Here is a 20,333-nt window from a genome sequence, read left to right as displayed (position 1 = left end):
GGGGTCCTACTCATCGGGGATGGGTAGTTCGGCTCGACCTGGCTCGTAGGCGTTGAGGGTGTTGCCAGGGGTGGCATAGCGTCATGGCACGACCACGGACGGGGGAGTGTCATGGGGTTCGAGGCCGTGATCGCGGCGATCGCCGAGACCGGGAAGGCGGCCGGTCGGGTGACCGGCGTGGTGCGCTCGGTCGATCCGGCGGCCGCGCTGCCGGACGGGGACGCCGGGATGCCCGGGTCGCGGAGCGCGGGGAAGCTGGCCGCGGTGAAGCGGTCGTGGCAGGGCAAGGGCCAGGCGACCGCGACCGCGTTGGACCAACACGCCGAGAGCATCGCCGAGGCCGCCGAGCGGTACCGCGCCGGCGACGACGTGGCCCGGCGCGACCTGACCGAGGCGGCGCGCTCGGTGGGGGGAAGGAAGCCGGTCTGATGGTGACCTGGGGAGACGTCACGAACTGGAGCGGTGAACCGCTCGGCGCGGCGGTGGGGTCGCTGAACTCGGAGTACAACGAGCTGATCGCCGCCGGGGAGGACCTGCGCGGCATCAATACTCCGTGCGGGTGGACCGGCCCGGCCGCGACCGCGGCGGCCGCGCGGGGCAACGAGCTGATCGACGGGCTCGAGGAGTGGGCCGCGGAGATCGCCGCCGCCCGCCGCGCCGCCGGGGACGTGTCCGACGCCATCACCGGATTGCTCAGCGGCGTGCGGGAAGCCGAGGAACTGGCCCGCGTCCACCACTTCACCATCGCCGACGACGGGGCCGTGGTCGACCAGGGGCCCCCGCCGGACGTGCCACCCGAGCAGCGCGAAGCGGTCGCCGCCGAACGCCGCGCCATCGCCGCCGAGCTGGCGGAGCGCGTGCGGCAGGTTCTGCGCACCGCCGAAGACATCGACGACGACTTCTGTGTGGTGTTGGATCGCATCCTGGCCGCCGACACCATCGACGCCGGCGCCAACGACAACCAGAACACCTCCCTGGCCGCCGCCGGCAACGCCGGAGCCGCCCTCGGCTCGCTCAGCATCCCCGCACCCCCACCAGCCGACGCCACTCCCGCACAGAACGCCGCCTGGTGGGCGACGCTCTCCGAGGGACAGCGCACCCAACTGGCGATGGATCGCCCCGTACTCGTCGGGCCGCGCGACGGCGTGTCGGCGAAGCAGCGCGACATCGCCAACCGCATCTTGCTGGACCGGGAGCTGTCCCGGCTCCAAGCGGATCGGAATTCGCTGCAACACCAGATCGACACGTTTCCGCGTACGGGGGCTGGCCAGATCAAGCTCAACGACCAGCTCGAGTTCGACGAGTTGACGGCGCAGTTGGAACAACTGGACGGTAAAATACGTGGCATGGAAGACCTAGTCGGCAAGCTGGCGCAGTCACCGGACACGCCGGAGGAGCAAAGACTCCACCTGCTCGGTATCAACAGCGACAACCTCGGCCAAGCGATCGTCGCCCAGGGTAATCCCGATTTGGCTCGTGACGTCGCGACGTTCGTGCCGGGTACCGGCTCCGGCCTGCACGATGTCGTTGCCAACATGGACCGCTCGGCCCGAATGTTGAGCACTGCTCAGGACGCCGGTTCGACATCGACCGCGGTCATCACCTGGGCGGGTTATGACGCGCCGCCGACCATTCCGGATGCCGCCAGCACCAGCTACGCCGACAATGCTGAACAGCGGCTGCATGACTTTCAGGCTGGTCTTCGGGAAGCACATCAGGGCACACCGGCCAACACCACGGTCATCGGGCACAGCTACGGCACGACAGCGATCGGGCAGACGGCTCGTGACCTGGGGCTGGCCGCGGACAAAGTGGTCTTCGCCGGGAGCCCCGGTGTTGGTGTCGAGCATGCCAGCCAGCTCAAGCTCGACGACGTTTCGCGCAGCGAGATGGGTAACCGTGTGTTTTCCACCGCATCGCCGACGGACCCGATCCCGTACGCGACGAACTTTCGCAATCCTATTCTGGATGGTGTTGATCCCCTCGGTCCTGATCCAACCCAATACTGGTTCGGCGGCCAGAGTTTCGGAGCTGACGCGGGCGACCCAGGAACTTCGCACAGTGCTTACTGGGATCGAAACTCGACCTCTCTGCGTGAGATGGGAAGGATCATAGCGGGCTCGTGAATATACGTTCTGACTTCGCGAAAACTATCGGCGCGGTCGCTGTCGGTCTCGCGCTGGTTGCATGTGGGGATCCTGATATGAATATCAACGACCAGCCAGAGACGACCGTTACCGTACAACAGGCCACCGAGCGGGTGAAACAGTACGCACGTGAGCTGAAGGGAGCGCTGCCCGTTGACGCGGTCCTCGAGGAGAGGACGGTCAGCCAGGGCAACTGTGAAGATCCTTCCGGGGGTGGGTTCGGCAAGCGCGTGCAGGCGTGGGCGGATTACTGGGTCCGCGGTCTCGATCCGGCGCAGTACAACGCGTATTTCGACGCGATGAAGTCGTGGTTGAGTTCACACGGTTGGCGGGTTGGGGCAGACCGCCGCCCGGGCGACATGTTCCTCAATGCGGTGCATGAGGGGGACGAGTTCACCATGTCCCTGGCCGCGAACGACAAGGGCGGGCTCGCTCTGGCGACCAGTTCCCCGTGTGTGTGGCCGGACGGGACACCAGAGCCGGAGAGCTGACGCCCAAGAGAAGGGACAAGGAACCCGATCCCTTCGAGTAGTTGATGCCAAGCTTCGCAGCTAATTCCCTGGCCCCGATGACCAGCGAGTACAACACGGTCGCCGCCGTGGCCGGGGACGCCCCTGAGTTGGTGATCGCCGGGGTAATGAGAGGAAGTAGCGTGCACCTTCGGTCGGTCACAGTGGTGTTGGGGAGCCTCGCGTTAATGCTGACAGCCGCCTGGAGTGGCGACCGAGCGTTGACACGGGCGCTCAGCCCGCCTCCCGGCCGTACTCCGCGGCCACTTCGGCCAGCTATTCCTGTGACTGGCGCTCGTCCAGCGCGGCTTTGGCGCACTTCGCCAGGATCCGCTCGTAGTGCTCCACGTCGAACGGTTTCTCGATCAGCACACTGTTGGTCATGCAGTCGGTGTAGACCACGGGGCGATCGTCGCGGAAGCGCAGCAGGGTGAACTCCTGGCACAGGCCGCTGTACGGGCCCGCAGACCGGGGCAGCACCCGGACGCGATGCACCCGTATCCAGCGACCAGCACCAGGCGCAGCAGTTGCTCCTCCATCACCCGTGGCCCGCCGAACTCGTTCCGCACCGCGTTCTCGCACCCGTAGAACGTGGCTCGGGGTGCCAGTGCCCGTGCAGCACCTTCTGCCGGTCGAGCCGGCGGGCCACCAGTTCGTCGATCAGGTCACGGGGCACCGCGCCCGCCCACTCGAAGAGTCCCCGCGCGTAGCCCTCGATCTGCAGTAGCCCGGGGAGCGCCGCGAGGTGGAACGAGGTGATGGCGGTCGCGACGGACTCCTGGTTGGCCAGCGAGGTCAGCCCGAGCAGTCCGTGCGACCCGGCAGCGCTGTTCGGCCGCAGCCAGTAGCCGTCGTCGGTGGCGGTGGCCAGCTCCACCAGCCGAGCCCGCTCCTCCGGCAGCGCGCCGCAGGTCGCCGCGTGCGTGACCACGTCGATGACCGTGGTGCCCCGCCGGCCGCTCTCCACCCTGGACATTCTGCTGGCCGACCAGGCCAGCAGGTCGGCCAGATCCTTCGCGCTGAACCCGCCGCGCTCTCGGATGCGCCGCAACTCGGTCCCCAGCTCTCGGCGTCGTGCGTTCGTGTCTCGTGTGTCCACGACAAGCAACGTAGAGCGACCGGCCGACACCGAGCGCGCACAATACGGCGGATTCACCGCAAGGGCGGTCGCCTTGCCCGGCGGGCAAACTCCGAATCCTGCCCGAATCCGGGCAGGGAAGTTGCACCAAGGCCCGGACCGCTGCCAGTCTGCGCCGCATGGAGCACGCCGAGTTGGTCCGCCACGTCGCCGGGTCCACCGGGCTCCCCCTGGCCACCGCCGCCCGGGTGGTGGCCGACGTGATCGCCTACTTCGGCGAGACGACCGAGCAGTACGTCCGGCGCCGGCACGCCGAGCTCCGCCGCGGGGGCCACAAGAACGACCAGATCTGGCCGGCCCTGCTCGCCGAGCTGGCCGCCCGCACGGTCCACCCCGGCCCGCTCACCGAGCGCCGGCTGCGCCGCATCGTCTACGGATAGCGGATCACGGACAACGAACAACGGATGGGAACAACGAGCATGTGTGGAATCGTCGGCTACATCGGCACCCGGCCGGCCGGCCCGATCCTCCTCGAGGGCCTGCACCGCCTCGAGTATCGCGGCTACGACTCGGCCGGCCTGGCCGTCGCGCACCGCGGCCGGCTGCGGGTCACGAAGGCCGCCGGCCGCGTCGACGAGTTGCGCGCCAAGGTCGCCGACAAGGCCACCAGGGCTCCCGCCGGCATCGCGCACACCCGCTGGGCGACCCACGGCGAGCCCACCGACGTCAACGCCCACCCGCACGTCGACGCCACCAACACCATCGCGGTCGTCCACAACGGAATCCTGGAGAACGCCGACCACCTGCGGGCCAAGCTGACCGCCGACGGCGTCGAGCTCGCCTCCGACACCGACACCGAGACGCTGGCCCACCTCGTCGCCGCCGCCCGCGCCGACACCGACAGCCTCGAGGACGCCGTCCGCGCCGCCCTGCGCGGCGTCGAGGGTGCCTACGGCATCGTCGTCCTCGACGCACGCGACCCCGGCGAGCTGGTGGTCGCCCGCAACGGCAGCCCGATCGTCCTCGGCATCGGCGACGGCGAGATGTTCGTCGCCTCCGACGTCGCCGCGCTGGTCCGGCACACCCAGCGCGTGGTGTACCTCGACGACGGCGAGCTGGCCACCCTCACCGCGAACGACTACCGCACCAGCACCGCCCAGGCCCGCCGCACCGCCAAGACACCGACCACGGTGGACGTCGCCGACGACGACTACCAGCTCGGGGACCACCCCGACTTCATGCGCAAGGAGATGCACGAGCAGCCCGAGGCGGTGCGCCGCGCGTTGATGGGCCGGCTCGACGAGCGCTTCGCCACCGCCCACCTCGGCGGCGTCGGCCTCGACCCGCACGCGCTGCGCTCGGTCCGCAGGGTCAAGTTCCTCGGCTGCGGGTCGGCCTACTACGCCGGCCAGCTCGGCGCGAACCTGGTCGAGGAGCTGGCCCGGCTCCCCGCCGACGCCGAGCCGGCCTCGGAGTTCCGCTACCGCAACCCGGTCGTCGACCCGGACACGCTCCACGTCGCGGTCAGCCAGTCCGGCGAGACCCTCGACACCCTCGCCGCCGTGCAGGAGCTCCAGCGCAAGGGCGGCCGGGTGATCGGCGTGGTCAACGTCGTCGGCAGCGCCATCGCCCGGGAGTGCGGCAGCGGCGTGTTCCTGCACGCCGGGCCGGAGGTGTCGGTGGCCTCCACCAAGGCGTTCACCAACATGAGCGTGTGCTTCGCGATGCTCGCCCTGCTGCTCGGCCGGGTCCGCGACCTGTCCGTGGCGCACGGCCGGCGCATCGTCGCCGCGCTGGACGCGCTGCCCGACCGGATCGCCGAGGTGCTCGCCACCGAGGACGAGGTCGCCCGCGTCGCCGCGCGGTTCAGCGCCGCCGAGCACATGTTCTTCATCGGCAGGGTCCGCGGCTGGCCGGTGGCCCGCGAGGGCGCGCAGAAGCTCAAGGAGATCTCCTACGTGCACGCCGAGGCCTACCAGGCGGCCGAGCTCAAGCACGGCCCGCTCGCGCTGATCGACGAGCGGATGCCGTCGGTGGTGCTGGTGCCCGACGACGAGCTGGTCAGCAAGAACATCGGCGCCATCGAGCAGATCCGCGCCCGCGGCGGCCCGGTCATCGCGGTGACCAACACCAAGCTGCCCGACGGCCTCGCCGACGCCGTGCTCACCGTGCCGCGCACCGAGCCCGAGCTGGACCCGATCCTGCTCACCGTGCCGCTGCAACTGTTCGCCTATCACCTGGCCGCGCGGCTGGGCCGGGACATCGACAAGCCGCGCAACCTCGCCAAGAGCGTGACCGTGGAGTGACTACTCGCGCTGCTGGAAGCTGCGGGCCGCGTCGAGGAACACGTCGTTCTCCTCGGGGGTGCCAATGGTGACCCGCACGCCGTCGCCGGCGAACGGGCGCACCACGACCTTGCTGGCCAGCGCGTGCTCGGCGAACTCGGTGGCCCGATCGCCCAACGGCAGCCACACGAAGTTGGCCTGCGTCTCGGGCACCACGTAGCCGGCGGCCAGCAGCGCGTCCCGCACCCGGGTCCGCTCGCTCACGATGTCCCGGCAGCGCGCGAGCAGCTCGTCCTTGGCGTCGAGCGAGGCGATCGCCGCCGCCTGGGCCACCGCGTTGACGCTGAACGGCACGTACACCTTGCGCAGCGCGGTGGTGACCTCCGGCGGCGCCACGGCGTACCCCACCCGCAGCCCGGCCAGCCCGTAGGCCTTGGAGAACGTGCGCAGCACGGCCACGTTCGGCCGCTCCTCGGCCAGCGCCAACCCGTCCGGCACCTCGTCGTCGGTGACGAACTCGCGGTAGGCCTCGTCGAGCACCACGAGCACCTCCGGCGGCACCGCGTCGAGGAAGCGGGTCAGTGCGTCGCGGCGGACCGCCGTGCCGGTGGGGTTGTTCGGGTTGCAGACGAACAGCAGCCGCGTCCGCGGGGTGACCGCGGCGGCCATGGCGTCCAGGTCATGGGTGTGCGTGGCGTCGAGCGGCACGGTGACCGCGTGCGCGTTGGCGATCTGGATGAGGATCGGGTACGCCTCGAACGAGCGCCACGCGAACAGCACGTCGTCGCCGGGCCCGCACATCGCCTGCACGAGCTGCTGGCACAGCATCACCGAGCCGCCGCCGACGGCGACGCGGTCGGCGGGGAGGCCCAGCTCGGTGGCCAGCCGGTCGACCAGCGCCCACGCGCCCATGTCCGGGTACCGGTTCACCTGCGTGGCGGCTTGCGAGATCGCCTCGCGGACGCTCGGTAGTGGCCCGCCCGGCACCTCGTTGCTCGCCAGCTTGATCGCGCCGGGCACCGTGCGGCCGGGCACGTAGCTCGGCAGTGCGGCGAGGTCGGCGCGGGTGGGGACGGTCGACGACATCGGCATGGCTCCTCGGGTCGGGTGCTCCGCGACCACGTTATCGGCCCCCGGGTCGCGTCCGTCATGTTGACGTAGGTTCACACTCCAGTGGTTGAGTAGGGACATGACGCAGACGCACACCGTTGACTACGAGCGACCGGACGGCGGGGCCCGCCGGCTCACCTACGCCGAGCCGGACGGCGCGGTGCGCGGCGGGCTCGTGGTCCTGCACGAGGCCGAGGGCGTGAACGACGGGGTGCTGCTGCTCCTCGGCGGCCTCGCCGGCGAGGGGTGGCTCGCCGTGGCGCCGCACCTGGCGGTCAGCGACACCGGGCCGGGCAGCGCGGAGGTCCTCGACGCCACCGACGGCGCGCTCGCCTGGCTGACCGGCCGCGGCATCCAGGCCGACCTGCTCGGGGTCATCGGCTTCGACCTCGGCGGCACGGCCGCGTTCGTGGTCGCCACCCGGCGCACCCTCGGCGCGGCGGTGAGCGTTTCCCCGGTGGGCATCACCCGGGCGGTGGCGGGTGACCTGCCGCCGCTGGTCGACATCGCCGCCGAGCTGAGCTGCCCCTGGCTCGGCATCCACGGCGACACCGGCGACGAGGCCGACGAGGCCGAGGTCGAGCGGCTGCGGGAGGCCACGTCCGCCGCGGCGGTGGCGACGAACGTGGTCCGCTACCCGGGCGCCAACCACCGCTTCGACGCCGACCCCGCGGCCGCCGAGGAGGCCTGGCAGCGGGCGCTCGACTGGTTCGACGCCCACCTGCGCTGATCGGCGGAACTTCGGCGGAACCGGGACCTGCCCCACCCGTCAGGGTTAGTGTGATCTGGCTAACACCCGCTGGGTGGGATGAACCGTGACCGACGAACGCCCGACCGCACTCGACGCGCGATCCCCGGGCGGCGCGTTCGCCGCGCCCGCCGGCGCCGCGCTGGCGCCGGTCGCCGGCCGATCCAGGTCGTGCACGCGCAGGCGCGGTCCGGAGGGCTGACCCTCGACGAGGACGCGGCCGACCGGCTGCTCACCGAGCTGGACACGATCCGGTGCCGGGTGGACGAGCTGATCGAGGCCGCCGGCGCCGGGCTCGACGTGCCGCTGGGGTTCGGGGACAACACCACCAGTTGTACGCGATGGTGCGCCGGGACGTGGACCTGACCGGCGCGGACGAGGTCGCCCGGCAGTAGGCGCGACCTGGGCACCGCACTCGACGAGATCGTCCTCGACCTGCGCCGCGCAATGGAGGGTTCGGCGTTCGGCTGGCGGGGTGAGGCCGCGGAGCTGGCCAGGGAGGCCGCGGGCGAAGCTCGGGCACTGGTCCGAGGACACCGCGAGCCGTGGACTGGGGGTGTCCCGGCTCGTCGCCGACGAGGCCGACCACGTCAAGATCGCCCGCGACACCATGCCCGCGCCGATCACGACCTACCCGCGGGAGGGTGACGCGGCGAGCCCGTTCACCGGCGGCGGCTTCGCCGGGGCGGCCGAGTTGGTCGACGACCACGGCGCGAACCGGGAGTACGCGCAGGAGCTGCACCAGCAGGCCGCCGAGGTGATGGGAGCGGTTCCAGTGCGACTCCGGGGAGGTCTACGGGCGGGTGCCGGAGTTCCCGCCACCACGGATCCCCTTCCGCGGGCCGGACGAGGACGACCCCGCGGTGCCACCCTCACCCGAGGTCACGGAGCCGGACGAGGGCACCACGGCCAGCGCGGTGCCGGGTGGGCCGGTGGGCTTCCCTTCCGCCCGGTGGTGCGGCCACGGCGGAGCAACTCGGGGCGGGCGGCCGCTCCGGCGCCGGCGGCGGGCCGGTGGCGTCCCTTGCGGCCGCGGCGACCGTCGGGCCGCGCCGCGCGGTTCCGGCCACCGGCACGACCCTGGGCGCGCCGATCGGCGGCGGCCCGGCAGGGTGTGGACACCGAGCACCAGCGGCCCGGTTACCCGCGGGAGGACGACGACGTGTGGGACCTCGGCGGGCCGGTGATGCCCCCGGTGATCGGCGAGGAGCCGTCGGGCCGGGGGCGCTGACGCGGTGCGCGACCCGGACAGCGGCTGGATCCGGCCGCACGTCGGTGAGCTCTTCCTGCTCTGGACCGAGCTGGGGCTCGGCTCCCCGCCCGCGGTGCTGGACGTTCCGCCGATCGGGCGCACCCCGGCCGTTCCGGCCGAGCTGGTGCGCTCCGCCGGCGCGGCGCTCGCCGGGCGCGGGCTCGGCACCGTGGTCGAGCCGAACCGAGACCTCGCGGCGCTCCTGCGGCGGGTCGCCGACGCGGAAGTGCGGATCGACCTGCACGCCGAGGGGCCGAGCACGGCGTTCCGGCCGGTCGGCGCGCTCGAAAGGCGGACGCGGTGGCACTCGGCGTCGCGGGCACGGAGGTGCGGTTGGGGCCGGTCAGCGCGGGGGCGCTGATGCCCGCGCTGCTGGACGCGCTGGCGCCGTTGCCGGCGGGGTCGGGCGCGCCGGCGAACGTACGGGCCGCCGCCGACTACCCGCGGGCCTGCGCGGCGGGGGAACGCGAGGGATCCGGCGGGTTCGTCGCGGCACTGCGCGCGGCCGGGGCGCGGCCGGCGGAGACGAACACCGTGGTGCGTGCGGTGTTCGGGCGGACCGGGGCGGGCAGCTCGGCGGCGCCGTGCGGATCCCGGACGGGCGGTGGGTGCGCGGGCCCGGCGTGATGGGCTGGGTGGACACCGGCGACGGGCGGTACGCGCTGTGGCGCCGGGACGACTGGGTGACCGTCACGCCGGCCGACCCCGGGCGGTTGCGGGCGATGGCCGAGGAGTTCGTGGCGTTACTGGCCCCGTCGCCTGGTGAGTCGGTTTGTCGACATAGCTGGGTTCCCTTGTGCCTTAGGGTGCAAGGCATGACTGCTGACGTTCCCGAGGTGTTGTGGCGGCCGAGTCCCGAGCAGGTCGAAAAGTCGCGGATGGCCGAGTTTCGGCGGTGGTTGGCCACCTCGCGGGGGGTGTCCGTGGCCGATTACGCGGGGTTGTGGGAGTGGTCGGTGGGCTCACCGGGGGAGTTCTGGGGGGCGTTGGCGGAGTTTGTGGGGGTGCGGTGGCATGAGCCGCCCCGTGAGGTGGTGTCCGGGGGGTTGCCGGCGGCGGAGTGGTTTGTAGGGGGGTCGTTGAACTATGCCGAGCATGCGTTGTCACCGGTGGCGGGGGCGGCCAAGGGTGATGGTGATGTGGCGGTGGTGTTCGAGCGGGAGGATGGGGCCGCCGAGTCGTTGACGTTTGGGGAGTTGCGGGCGCGGGTGGCGGCGGCGCGGGCGGTGTTGCGGGGGCTGGGTGTGGGGCGGGGGGATCGGGTGGTGGCGTTGGCGCCGAACTGCCCGCAGACCCTGGTGGCGTTTCTGGCGGCGGCGAGTGTGGGGGCGGTGTGGTCGTCGTGTTCGCCGGATTTCGGGGTGCGCGCGGTGGCCGACCGGTTCGCTCAGATCGAGCCGCGGGTGCTGGTGGCGGTGGATGGCTACCACTACAACGGCCGCACCTTCGACGTCCGGCCGACGGTGGAGCAGTTGCGGAGCGAGTTGCCCTCACTGGCGGCCACCGTGCTGGTGAACTATGCGGGCCTCGGCGGGGTGGACGGCACCCTGGACTGGGACGGTCTGCTCGCTCAACACCAGGGCGCGGAGTTGGGGTTCGATGCGGTGCCGGCGGAGCACCCGTTGTGGGTGCTGTACTCCTCGGGCACCACCGGGCTGCCGAAAGGGATCGTGCACGGCCACGCCGGCATCACCGTCGAACACCTCAAAGCCCTGGCCCTGCACGCGGATCTGGGCCGGGGGGAGCGGTTGTTCTGGTTCACCACCACCGGGTGGATGATGTGGAACTACCTCATCTCCGGCCTGCTCGTCGGCGCCACCGTGGTCCTGTACGACGGCAGCCCCGGCCACCCGAACCTCGACCGTCTGTGGGACCTCGCCGCCCGGCACAAGGTCACCTATTTCGGCACCTCGGCCCCGTTCATCCAGGCCTGCCTCAAAGCCGACCTGAATCCCGCCGCCGGCAGGGACCTGTCGGCGCTGCGGGCGGTGGGGTCGACCGGGGCGCCGCTGTCCCCGGAGGGATTCCGGTGGCTGGCCGCCCAGTTGCCGGGGGTGCAGGTGTGTTCGGTGTCCGGCGGCACCGACCTGTGCACCGCCTTCGTCGGCTCCGCCCCCGACGTGCCCGTGTGGGCAGGCGAGCTGTCCTGCCGCTGGCTCGGCGCCGCCGTCCAGGCGTTCGATGATCGCGGCGACCCGGTGATTGGCGAGGTCGGCGAGTTGGTGATCACCCAGCCGATGCCGTCCATGCCCGTCGGGTTCTGGAACGACCCCGACCACACCCGCTACCACGACGCCTACTACGCGGAGTTTCCCGGGGTGTGGCGGCACGGCGACTGGATCACCATCACCGACCGCGGCTCCGCCATCATCCACGGCCGCAGCGACTCCACCCTCAACCGCGGCGGGGTGCGCATGGGCACCGCCGAGTTCTACCGCCTCGTCGAAACCCACCCCGAGGTAGTGGATTCGCTGGTCATCGACACCACCACCGTCGGCCAGGAAGAAGGCCAACTGCTGTGCTTCCTCGTCCTCGCCGACGACGCGTCACTGGAGGAACTGGAACCCACCCTTCGCCGCGAACTGCGCACCGCCCTGTCCCCCCGCCACGTCCCCGACCACTTCATCCCCGTCCCCGCCATCCCCCGCACCCTCAACGGCAAAAAATGCGAAGTGCCGGTGAAGAAGATCCTCACCGGCACCGCCCCCGACCGCGCCGTCAGCCGCGACGCCCTGGCCAACCCCGACGCACTCGACCCCTTCGTCGCGCTGGGCCGGCAGACCTGACGCCACACCGCGCTGCCCGCTGGCGGCCCGGCTCCAGCTCCGCGGGGCCGGGCCAGCCTTCGATTGGCGGTCAACGTTCCCCGGGAACGCGCCGCGCGCCGTCGAGGAGGCGTCGCCGGCCGGCGCGAGGATGCGACGACCTCGGGGCGTTGGTGGGCCAGGTCACCAGGTGAACCGGGTCGCGCCGCGTTTCCGCAGGTCGAAGCCCATGCGAGGGGGGCTTTGTCCGTTGCCCAGGGGGCTGTGTACGCTGTCTGGGCAGTGGTCGTTGACCTGGGAGGCTTCGCCTAGTCTGGTCTATGGCGCCGCACTGCTAATGCGGTTGGGGGTAACCCCCCCTCCCGGGTTCAAATCCCGGAGCCTCCGCCGGTTCTCGGTCCCCGAGAGCCACCGGGCCCCAGCGGCCCGACAACCGAAGACAACTGAACATGCGCCCGTAGCTCAACGGATAGAGCATCTGACTACGGATCAGAAGGTTAGGGGTTCGAATCCCTTCGGGCGCGCGCAAGAGAAGCCCGCTCTGAGCAGCGGGTTTCTTGCTTTTCAAGATCAAACTAGACGATCGACTGGTGTCCGTTTTGTCCGTAGGGGTGCCCCGAAGGGCCCCGTGCGGTTTTCGACAGCAGCGCAAGCCCCTGTGAGCGGCAATCTGTAGCAGGCTCCTGTCGAACGTTGTCGCTACGCTGCGTGACGAGCTCAGTCGGCCACCGCCTTGCGGCATCGCGGAGCCTCGGCCTTGAGAGCCGGGTAAGGGTAGCCCTCCTGATGGCCTTCGCGACGTGGCCCCCAACCTCACGCCGGCGGCACTCTCATCACACAGCGTATTGTGGTCCGGCGCACCATCTGCTTCTGCCTAGCCGATAACCTAGTGACGTGCCAGAGTGGAAGCCGGGGGACAAGTGGTCGTTGCACCACCTATATCGACGCTTCCTGGCTGGACTAGGGGACGCCGTGGTTACCAAGCTCCCGGACGAGGCACCGGCGAAGCCCCTCGACTTGGTCTGCCGCCAGCCGCTGCCGCGGCACGTCCGCCTTTACGTATTCAACTGCACTGACCATCCGGCAGAGCGGAAGGCGGGTGACTACCGCATCCAGCTGCGCCTTCCTGGCCAGCGACCACGGGAGCGAGGAACGTTGGACATGTCACCAGGGTGCCTAGTACTTCTTGCCGGCTACGTCGCGGCCTTCGATGTCTTCGTGATGTGGGATGCGGTCGCACACCAAGACTTCCCGTACTCTAAGGGGGTGCAGGTCGCCGCGCAGACGGTGCACGACGCAGCCATCTATGGATGCAGCGAGCAACGTCGGGACGTTAGACGGGGTGGCAGTTACCCAGAGTGGGTGGTTGCCGTGCAAACTGACCAGCTCGTCACCGGGATTTTGCGACGGAAAGAACTGACCCGACGTTCACTGCTCGACGGGTTAGCGAGTTCCAAAGTTGAGGACCGAAAATGACTGGCCTTCGTGATTACGACTTCGCCCCAAGCTACGACAAGAGTGTCGACGACATCGCTGGCCAGTTCTACCTTCCGTGCATGCGGACGGCAGTCCAATACGATCGAATATCAGGCTACTTTTCATCGGCAGTCTTCTCGATAGCTTGGCCGGCGTTAAAAGACTTTGTCCAATCTGGCGGGCGGATCCGCCTCATTTGTTCGCCGATATTTTCGTCTGCTGATGTGGTTGCACTACGTGAGGGCCATAGGGCCATCACCGACGACGAGCTTAGCGCCGCTCTCATCGCCGAACTCCGAGTTTTACTGAACAGCGACCGCTCACGAAAGCCAGCCCGTGTCCTGGCAGGAATGATCGCGTCTAGCGTTGTCGATCTGCGAATAGCGATCCTTCAGTCTGCAAGCAGTCCTGGCGATAGACGCCTCTTTCATGACAAGGTAGGTCTTTTTACAGATCAATTAGGTAACATTGTCGGATTTCGTGGCTCCATGAATGAGACGTTTATGGGAATCGCCGCTGATGGAAATCTGGAAAGTATCGATGTGTTCCCGTCCTGGGCTGGCGGCAGGGACGCGGTGCGGGTCGTCGAGGCCAAAGACCGGTTTGAAGCGTTGTGGCGCAATGAGATAAAGACCGTTGATGTGCGTCCGGTCCCTGATGTGGCGGTTGACTTTATCCGCGAAGCAGGGCCTGAAGAATGGGAGGTCTTGGTCGACGAGGTACTGGCCGAAGCCTCAATACGATCAGCCGCACCAGCGAATGTGCGCCCGTTGCGTGACCACCAGGTCGAAGCCTTAGCGGCGTGGGAACTCCATGGGCGGCGCGGCCTGCTTGAGCACGCGACGGGAAGCGGCAAAACTTACACAGCGGTGCACGCTATTCGTAGGGTTCTTGCCGAAGGTGGCACAGCAATGGTGGTGGTACCCAGCGCACTGCTCCTGGAACAATGGCAACGGGAGCTAGCTGCTCACTTAAAAGATATTTCACCGCGAATCCTCATGGTTGGCAGCGGAAATAACAGTTGGCGGAATGACGACCTGCTGCAGGCTTGGACAAGTCCTCGAGCGGGAGCGGCGACGGCCAGAATCGTAGTGGCGACATTGCAAACCGCCTCCACTGATGGCTTCATCAGCCGACTCAGCCCTAATCCCCGCCTGCTCTTTGTGGCAGACGAGGTTCATCGTCTCGGCAGCACACAGGCGCAGAAGCTCCTAACGATAGGAGCACCGTGGAGACTTGGTTTGAGCGCGACGCCCACGCGAGCGGGCGACCCCGAGGGAACACGCCGGCTGCTGGACTACTTCGGCGGCATACTTCAACCGCCATATACCCTGCAAGATGCCATACGCGATCGGGTGCTCACGCCGTACACCTACATTCCGCACGAGGTAAGCCTTAGCCCAATAGAACAATCGAGCTACGACGAACTGTCGCGAAAGCTACGGCGGGAAGCCGGCCGCCGACGTGACGCACTCGATGATATCGCCGGTAACGACATGATCAAGAAACTTGCGATTGCCCGGGCAAGAATTCTTAAGCGTGCTTCCGGTAAAGTGCCCCTAGCTGCCCGAGTAGTCGGCGAACATTTCCAACCTGGGCAGCGATGGCTCGTCTACTGCGACGGCCTGCAACAACTTCGCCAAGTTCGAGAAATGCTTTCCTCTAGTGGCCTTGAAACTTTAGAATACCATACCGAGATGGCGGGCAACCGTGAGGCGACTCTTGCCGAACTTGATATCAATGGGGGGATACTTGCGAGTGTCAAGTGCCTGGACGAGGGTGTCGACTTACCGGCGGTGAGCCATGCCTTGATACTGGCAAGCAGCAGAAACCCACGTGAATTCGTCCAGCGACGAGGCCGAATATTGCGGCGATACCCTGGTAAAAACCTGGCCTTCTTGCACGACGCGGTCGTCGTGCCGGCTTCAACTGATGACAGGCACGCCGCGGACGGGGACCGGCTTCTTGCGGGTGAGTTGCACCGCGTGCGAGAGTTTGCCCGTGGTGCTGCGAACCCCCAGGCGTTAACGTATGTGGAGCGGCTGTGCATCAAGTATGGAGTTCCGGTAGAGACCGATGAGGCCGTCGGGGCGGCTGGTGTTGAGATCGAAACCGATGATGAGGGCGAGTATGAGTGACGACCTGGCGAACAGTGAACCCGTAACGCTTCCGCCGCCACAGGCGGAAGACGTGGTGATCGCGACAGAGCAACTACGTTCGGTCGAGTTTCCAGAAGTACCACAAGGCCTGCTCGCCGCTGTTCTCGATGCTGAACAGGGCAACCCGGATAACAGAGCTGCTGCCGTGCGGGCAATTGAGCGCATTGTTGACGAGCACCTGTCCGGGGGCGCAGCGAATATGGAGCACGTCGACTCAGTTGTGGACGTTAACCTGAGAGGGACGCAGTCATGAGACTCGTGTCAATGGAGCTTACTGATGTCGGACTCTACAGGGGCGTCCAACGTTTTGACTTTGCGAATAAGCACGGCATCGAACTGATATGGGGCGAAAACGGACGTGGCAAGACTACCTTTCTTAATGCAATCAGGTGGGCACTGTTCGGAATAATGCTTGGGCGCGGGTCGACGCGAATCGACCCGGCGACTGTCGGAAATAGGGACGACGCCGACGCTTCCGTCCTTCAACCATTCAAGGTCACTCTGGTTTTCGAGCATCACGGGCATATCTACAAGCTGACACGCGCGTACCGTAAGGATGCAGGACAGCACTTGTTCGACCGGGGTTCGTTCAGTGTTGTGGTCAGCTTGGTCAAAGACGGTGACGTATTGGGTCCTGAGGAACGAGATCGCGAGCTGGCTACGCTCCTGCCTGAACAAACAGCACGGTTCTTCCTCTTCGACGCCGAGTTGCTTCAGGAGTACGAAGAACTTCTCATTGAAGGAAGTGAGGCCGGAGACAAGCTAAAAGCAGCGATTGAGCGAATCCTTGGCTTACCAGTTCTCACTCACGCACGGGATGATATCGGCGCACTGCTTGCCAAAGCAAGGACGGCCCAGGCAAAGGCGGCGCAAAAAGACAAGAGTACACGGGCGATCGGCAATGAGCTTCAGCTTGCACAACAGGAGGCTGAGAACGAACGAAAAAACGTCGATGAGCTTGTGGGCCTCGTTGAAGAGCTTCAAAACGACTTGAACGAGGTCGAGAAGCGCCTGGCTGCTAATACGCGGTTCCGCGGGCTGATGGCCAGTCGTGACACCAAGAAGAACGAAGTGGAACGGCTGCGGGAACGAGTATCGGATCGGGAAGAAGAGCTGGCAGAGGAAGCTAACAGCACATGGCGAGCGATCCTAATGCCGGTTGTGGGTGCGGAGTTGGCGAAGGTCGAGGAACTGATCGACAGTGCTAGCAACCGGCTGACCCGCGCTATCACCGCACAGCAAATGGCAACCGCCGCGACCACAGGATATTGTCCGACCTGCCGTCAGGCTGTGCAAGCTGATGTTATCCAAGGCCTGCATGACGGTGCTGAGGCTGGCGATGTCACCGATGTGCAGCGAGAGCTGGTTTCGTTGCGGGCACGTCGAGATGTGCTACGCAAGCTGAGAGCAGACGGCGAGCACATTGCACGCCTAGAGGACGAGCTGAGCCAGGCGCGTGTCGATCTCACGGATGCTGAAAGCGAGCTCGGTGAACTGAATGCGCAAATGGATGAGGCTCCAGAAGGTACTGAGGAATCGATTGTCAGCCTGACAGACCAGTACGGAAACATCAGGGTGAGCCTGAACAATACGCGGACGCGGCTGAAGGCGAGCCGCCAAGAGCTAGAGCGTGCAAATCGGGCTGTAGCAGCACTCTCCCAAAAGCTGCAACAGGTACGAGGAGCTGGAACGGGCCAAGAAGACCGTAAGGTAAACCTTTTGTCGAACCTTCATCAGCTACTAGTTGCGGCGGTGGACGACTTCCGAGATAGGCTCCGGGATAGAGTGGAGGAGCAAGCAAGTGAAGTATTTCGGGTGTTGTCTGCTGAGCAGGACTATGACCGTTTGCAGATAAACGCCAACTATGGCTTGAAGATCCTACACAAGGATGGTAGCGAGGTCTTGAATAGGTCGAGTGGTTATGAGCATATCGTGGCGATTTCATTAATCGCGGCGTTGCAGCGGTGCTCGCAGACGAGTGGGCCGATTATTACCGACTCTCCGTTCGGTCGTCTTGATAAGACGCATAGGGCACACGTCCTGCGAACCTTTCCGCAGATCACAGACCAGGTGGTGCTATTGGCGCACGAGGAAGAGCTGAATCGCCAGGTTGCACTTGCCGAGATTGGTACCTATTTGGTAGGCGAGCATCATCTCCGTCGCGTGTCAGCCCGCCACACTGAAATTGAGGCAGGAGCACCCGCATGACAGGCGCTGTCGATCGCCAAAGCTCTCGGAAAAATATAGCATTCACTCCGGATGCCACAGACGCGGCGAGGCGCCTACAGGAGCGGTTCCCCTTCAATGACCTAGTGGATGTCGCCCGTGTGGGTATCGCATACGCATTACGTTTCAGAATGCCGTTGGAGAGGCCAGCGGATTTCGGTTCTGCCAACGGCTCGAACTTCAACGTGGGATCCGTCGATCCACAGGGCGAGCTTCGTGACTTGCTGCTTGCACTCCATCCTGATTTGCATGAAGACCCCTATCGGGTATTTGAAACACTGATGAGTGTCGGTGTGATCGCCTTGGACGACAGAGTGGCTGTCGGGGAGATTCGTACCCTGCGCGATCTCCTGGCTACTACTGGCTAGAGTGCACAGGAGGGCACCTGCGAGTCGGTGCTCGCGCCAGCGCGATGTTGGGTCTAAGGCTCGGCGATCGGAAGGCGACATGCTCCCGGGGGGGTCTCTGCTGAGCTGACCGAGACCAGGTATGGTAGGCTGGTGATCACCGCGGAGGATGGCAATGCATGACGAGCTTGAGGCCAGGCGAGTTTGCTATGCGACCTCTCTCGGGGCCCAGCTGAGCGGGGACAGCCTTGAAATGTTGGCGCGAATCCCAGCAAATAGTGTGGACCTGTTCATCACAAGTCCGCCTTTTCCACTGCTGCGGAAGAAGGCCTACGGCAACGAAGACCAACAGAACTATGTGGCTTGGCTGAATGAATTTGCCAAATTGGCTAAAGATGCACTCAAGCCTACCGGGAGCTTTGTTATAGACATTGGCGGTGCTTACCAAAAGGGTGTTCCCGTCAGGTCGCTGCATCAATTCCGCGCTTTGATTTCGTTTGTCGACGACCTGAACTATTACTTGGTTCAGGAGTTTTACTGGTACAACCCATCTAGCTTGCCGGCGCCGATCGAGTGGGTGAATAAGCGGAAGATCAGAGCGAAGAATTCCGTGAACACTGTGTGGTGGTTATCAAAGACGGAGTACCCAAAGGCTGATGTGAGCCGGGTGCGGGTGCCGTATTCGAAGTCGATGCAGCGTCTCCTCGCGGATCCCGCCCGTTATTATACGCCGAAGGACCGTCCGTCTGAGCATAAAATCGGGAAGGCATTTGGCCGTGACAACGGAGGCGCTCTCCCATCTAATTTATTGACGATTCCGAATAGCCAGTCCAACGATTCCTATCTGCGTGCCGTCAAGTCGCTCGGTCTGAGTAGTCATCCAGCACGTTTTCCGCTCAAACTTCCAGAATTTTTTATACAAATGTGCACAGAGCCTGGCGACCTGGTCGTTGATTTCTTCGGAGGCTCCAATACTACCGGTAGGGCAGCGGAGAATCTAGGTCGTCGGTGGATTTCTTGCGAACTTGACCATGAGTACGCGGCACAGTCTGTGGTCCGGTTTATGCCTGCCGCTAACATGGGCGAGGTGCGAGCTTCGATTGAGGGCATTGTTGCAGGCAAGTCTTTGAGGTTGTGAGTGTGCTTGGGGCAATCCTGCTTAACCCGCCGTTGACTGGGCGTGCTCGCACTATCGCCAGGCTGCATGTCGTTGCTGAACATCTGGGTGCAGCTCTGTGATGGTTGCTAATTTGTTCTCGTTTGCAACAAAGGATGCCTTGGCCATTAATGTGGTGGGCGAGCAGGTTGGCGGCTGGCTGGCCGCACGGCGGCGTATAAGACAGGTGGTTCGAGAATCGGATGTTTTGCTCGCAGGTTGGGGTATCGGCGGTTTGACAGGCAACGCGCGAAAACACCAGCTGTCTCAGCTGAGGTATTTGGCTAGCTGTGCTTCGGTGTGCGAGAAAGTAAATATGTGGGCGGTAGTCGGAGAAGCACGGCACCCGTCTCGATGGCACCAGTATGTCAGCGATCGTTATGGGCGGAAGTTTGGAGGGCCGTTCGCTGCCCGCCTGAAGGAAGCTCTTGTGGAGGCCTCCATCACCGGCTTGATCAACACCTGACGTGGCCACCTCACCATCATGATTAGTGCACACTGCTGTTCATAATCACTGCAGCTGCCTCCTTTCTTCAGGCACCCACACCAGTAAGGATCACGAATCCCGCCTGAGGTACTAGTTGATCACCAATGAGGGCCCTAGCGTTACGGGCAGTAGGCATACTGCCCAGTTTGCGCAACTAGGGTTATGCGCATTGACCTGCCCAGATAGGCAACATCCGGTACTGAGGATGGACACACCGCGTTACAGGGTTCGACTGACTACGGATCAGAAAGTCGGGGGTTCGAATTTCTTCGGACGCGCGTCGGGGAACGCCCGAAACGCCTCGCTGACCTGTACCGGCAGGATCGCGGGGCGTTCTTCGTCTCCTATCTGGCCGCGATAGTATCCGGCTGCCGGCGGCCCGCATCGGCCACCCGACGTGGTCGAGTAGCTGTTCGAGCAGGGTCGAACAACGTTGATCCACCGGAGGGCCTGGAGTGGGCTGGATCCGCGGGCGCCGGTCGCTTCGCACGAGCACGGCACCGGGGTCCGCCGGGACCACGAGGCCCGGGGGCTCGTGGTCCACGCGTCCGGTCGACCGCCGCACATATCGGCGACAAGGAGATCCGG

18 protein-coding genes, 2 tRNA genes and 2 pseudogenes are annotated in these 20,333 nt (G+C 66.0%); 19 read left to right on the top strand and 3 right to left on the bottom strand.

What is annotated here, in order from left to right:
- Nucleotides 1-111 precede the first annotated feature (111 nt).
- The 3 genes from BM051_RS20075 (at nt 112) to BM051_RS20065 (ending at nt 2,638) form a co-directional block, all read left to right on the top strand.
- Nucleotides 112-429, top strand: coding sequence for a type VII secretion target (locus BM051_RS20075; protein ID WP_092532574.1), 318 nt, complete (start codon nt 112-114; stop codon nt 427-429).
- On the top strand, nt 429-2,126 hold the full coding sequence (locus tag BM051_RS20070; protein WP_092532571.1) for an alpha/beta hydrolase: 1,698 nt from the start codon (nt 429-431) through the stop codon (nt 2,124-2,126). The genes BM051_RS20075 and BM051_RS20070 overlap by 1 nt, the downstream gene beginning before the upstream one ends.
- A 77-nt stretch (nt 2,127-2,203) precedes the next feature.
- Nucleotides 2,204-2,638 (top strand): hypothetical protein, encoded by a 435-nt coding sequence (locus BM051_RS20065; protein WP_092532568.1) that lies wholly within the window; start codon nt 2,204-2,206, stop codon nt 2,636-2,638.
- A 294-nt stretch (nt 2,639-2,932) separates the two neighbouring features.
- On the opposite strand, the gene BM051_RS30370 is transcribed toward BM051_RS20065, so the two are convergent.
- Nucleotides 2,933-3,136, bottom strand: coding sequence for a Scr1 family TA system antitoxin-like transcriptional regulator (locus BM051_RS30370; protein ID WP_134046262.1), 204 nt, complete (start codon nt 3,134-3,136; stop codon nt 2,933-2,935).
- A 58-nt stretch (nt 3,137-3,194) separates the two neighbouring features.
- Complete coding sequence (locus tag BM051_RS20055) at nt 3,195-3,755, bottom strand: Scr1 family TA system antitoxin-like transcriptional regulator (RefSeq protein WP_166677771.1); 561 nt, start codon at nt 3,753-3,755, stop codon at nt 3,195-3,197.
- 158 nt (nt 3,756-3,913) lie between these two features.
- Here BM051_RS20055 and BM051_RS20050 point away from each other — a divergent pair, with 158 nt between their 5' ends.
- A complete protein-coding gene (locus BM051_RS20050) occupies nt 3,914-4,174 on the top strand; it encodes a hypothetical protein (RefSeq protein WP_092532559.1) in 261 nt (86 codons plus the stop codon).
- 39 nt (nt 4,175-4,213) lie between these two features.
- Complete coding sequence (glmS, locus tag BM051_RS20045; protein WP_092532556.1) at nt 4,214-6,040, top strand: glutamine--fructose-6-phosphate transaminase (isomerizing); 1,827 nt, start codon at nt 4,214-4,216, stop codon at nt 6,038-6,040.
- On the opposite strand, the gene hisC is transcribed toward glmS, so the two are convergent.
- Entirely contained in the window at nt 6,041-7,105 is a 1,065-nt protein-coding gene (gene hisC / locus BM051_RS20040; protein WP_092533020.1) for a histidinol-phosphate transaminase, read from the bottom strand.
- A 103-nt stretch (nt 7,106-7,208) separates the two neighbouring features.
- On the opposite strand from hisC, the gene BM051_RS20035 reads away from it, so the two are divergent.
- From BM051_RS20035 to BM051_RS28590, 14 genes and pseudogenes are all read left to right on the top strand, one after another.
- Nucleotides 7,209-7,859 (top strand): dienelactone hydrolase family protein, encoded by a 651-nt coding sequence (locus BM051_RS20035; RefSeq protein WP_092532553.1) that lies wholly within the window; start codon nt 7,209-7,211, stop codon nt 7,857-7,859.
- A gap of 189 nt (nt 7,860-8,048) precedes the next feature.
- Nucleotides 8,049-8,243: a hypothetical protein gene (locus BM051_RS20030; protein ID WP_092532550.1), complete on the top strand. Its 195-nt coding sequence runs from the start codon at nt 8,049-8,051 to the stop codon at nt 8,241-8,243.
- 190 nt (nt 8,244-8,433) lie between these two features.
- Nucleotides 8,434-9,108, top strand: coding sequence for a hypothetical protein (locus BM051_RS20025; protein WP_092532547.1), 675 nt, complete (start codon nt 8,434-8,436; stop codon nt 9,106-9,108).
- A 4-nt stretch (nt 9,109-9,112) separates the two neighbouring features.
- Nucleotides 9,113-9,756, top strand: a pseudogene (locus tag BM051_RS30010) (ESX secretion-associated protein EspG).
- Between the two features lie 188 nt (nt 9,757-9,944).
- A complete protein-coding gene (locus BM051_RS20010) occupies nt 9,945-11,915 on the top strand; it encodes an acetoacetate--CoA ligase (protein WP_092533017.1) in 1,971 nt (656 codons plus the stop codon).
- A gap of 276 nt (nt 11,916-12,191) precedes the next feature.
- Nucleotides 12,192-12,281, top strand: a tRNA-Ser gene (locus BM051_RS20005).
- 64 nt (nt 12,282-12,345) lie between these two features.
- Nucleotides 12,346-12,418, top strand: a tRNA-Arg gene (locus tag BM051_RS20000).
- A 370-nt stretch (nt 12,419-12,788) separates the two neighbouring features.
- Nucleotides 12,789-13,370, top strand: coding sequence for a hypothetical protein (locus BM051_RS30695; protein ID WP_424923297.1), 582 nt, complete (start codon nt 12,789-12,791; stop codon nt 13,368-13,370).
- Nucleotides 13,367-15,508: a DEAD/DEAH box helicase family protein gene (locus BM051_RS19995; RefSeq protein ID WP_092532538.1), complete on the top strand. Its 2,142-nt coding sequence runs from the start codon at nt 13,367-13,369 to the stop codon at nt 15,506-15,508. Before BM051_RS30695 ends, BM051_RS19995 begins: the two co-directional genes overlap by 4 nt.
- Nucleotides 15,501-15,782: a hypothetical protein gene (locus BM051_RS28600; protein ID WP_134046258.1), complete on the top strand. Its 282-nt coding sequence runs from the start codon at nt 15,501-15,503 to the stop codon at nt 15,780-15,782. The genes BM051_RS19995 and BM051_RS28600 overlap by 8 nt, the downstream gene beginning before the upstream one ends.
- The gene (locus tag BM051_RS19990) at nt 15,779-17,737 is read left to right on the top strand and encodes an AAA family ATPase (RefSeq protein ID WP_092532535.1); all 1,959 of its coding nucleotides are present in this window, start codon (nt 15,779-15,781) and stop codon (nt 17,735-17,737) included. Before BM051_RS28600 ends, BM051_RS19990 begins: the two co-directional genes overlap by 4 nt.
- 104 nt (nt 17,738-17,841) lie before the next feature.
- Nucleotides 17,842-18,123: a hypothetical protein gene (locus tag BM051_RS28595; RefSeq protein WP_134046256.1), complete on the top strand. Its 282-nt coding sequence runs from the start codon at nt 17,842-17,844 to the stop codon at nt 18,121-18,123.
- Nucleotides 18,124-18,382: 259 nt separating this feature from the next.
- Nucleotides 18,383-19,240: a DNA-methyltransferase gene (locus tag BM051_RS19985; protein WP_243859660.1), complete on the top strand. Its 858-nt coding sequence runs from the start codon at nt 18,383-18,385 to the stop codon at nt 19,238-19,240.
- A 94-nt stretch (nt 19,241-19,334) separates the two neighbouring features.
- Nucleotides 19,335-19,724: pseudogene (locus BM051_RS28590) on the top strand (hypothetical protein); the annotation flags it as partial.
- Nucleotides 19,725-20,333: the final 609 nt, after the last annotated feature.

This window comes from Amycolatopsis arida (genome assembly GCF_900115565.1).
GTDB lineage: Bacteria > Actinomycetota > Actinomycetes > Mycobacteriales > Pseudonocardiaceae > Yuhushiella > Yuhushiella arida.
This window is presented reverse-complemented; position numbering and strand designations above follow the sequence as displayed.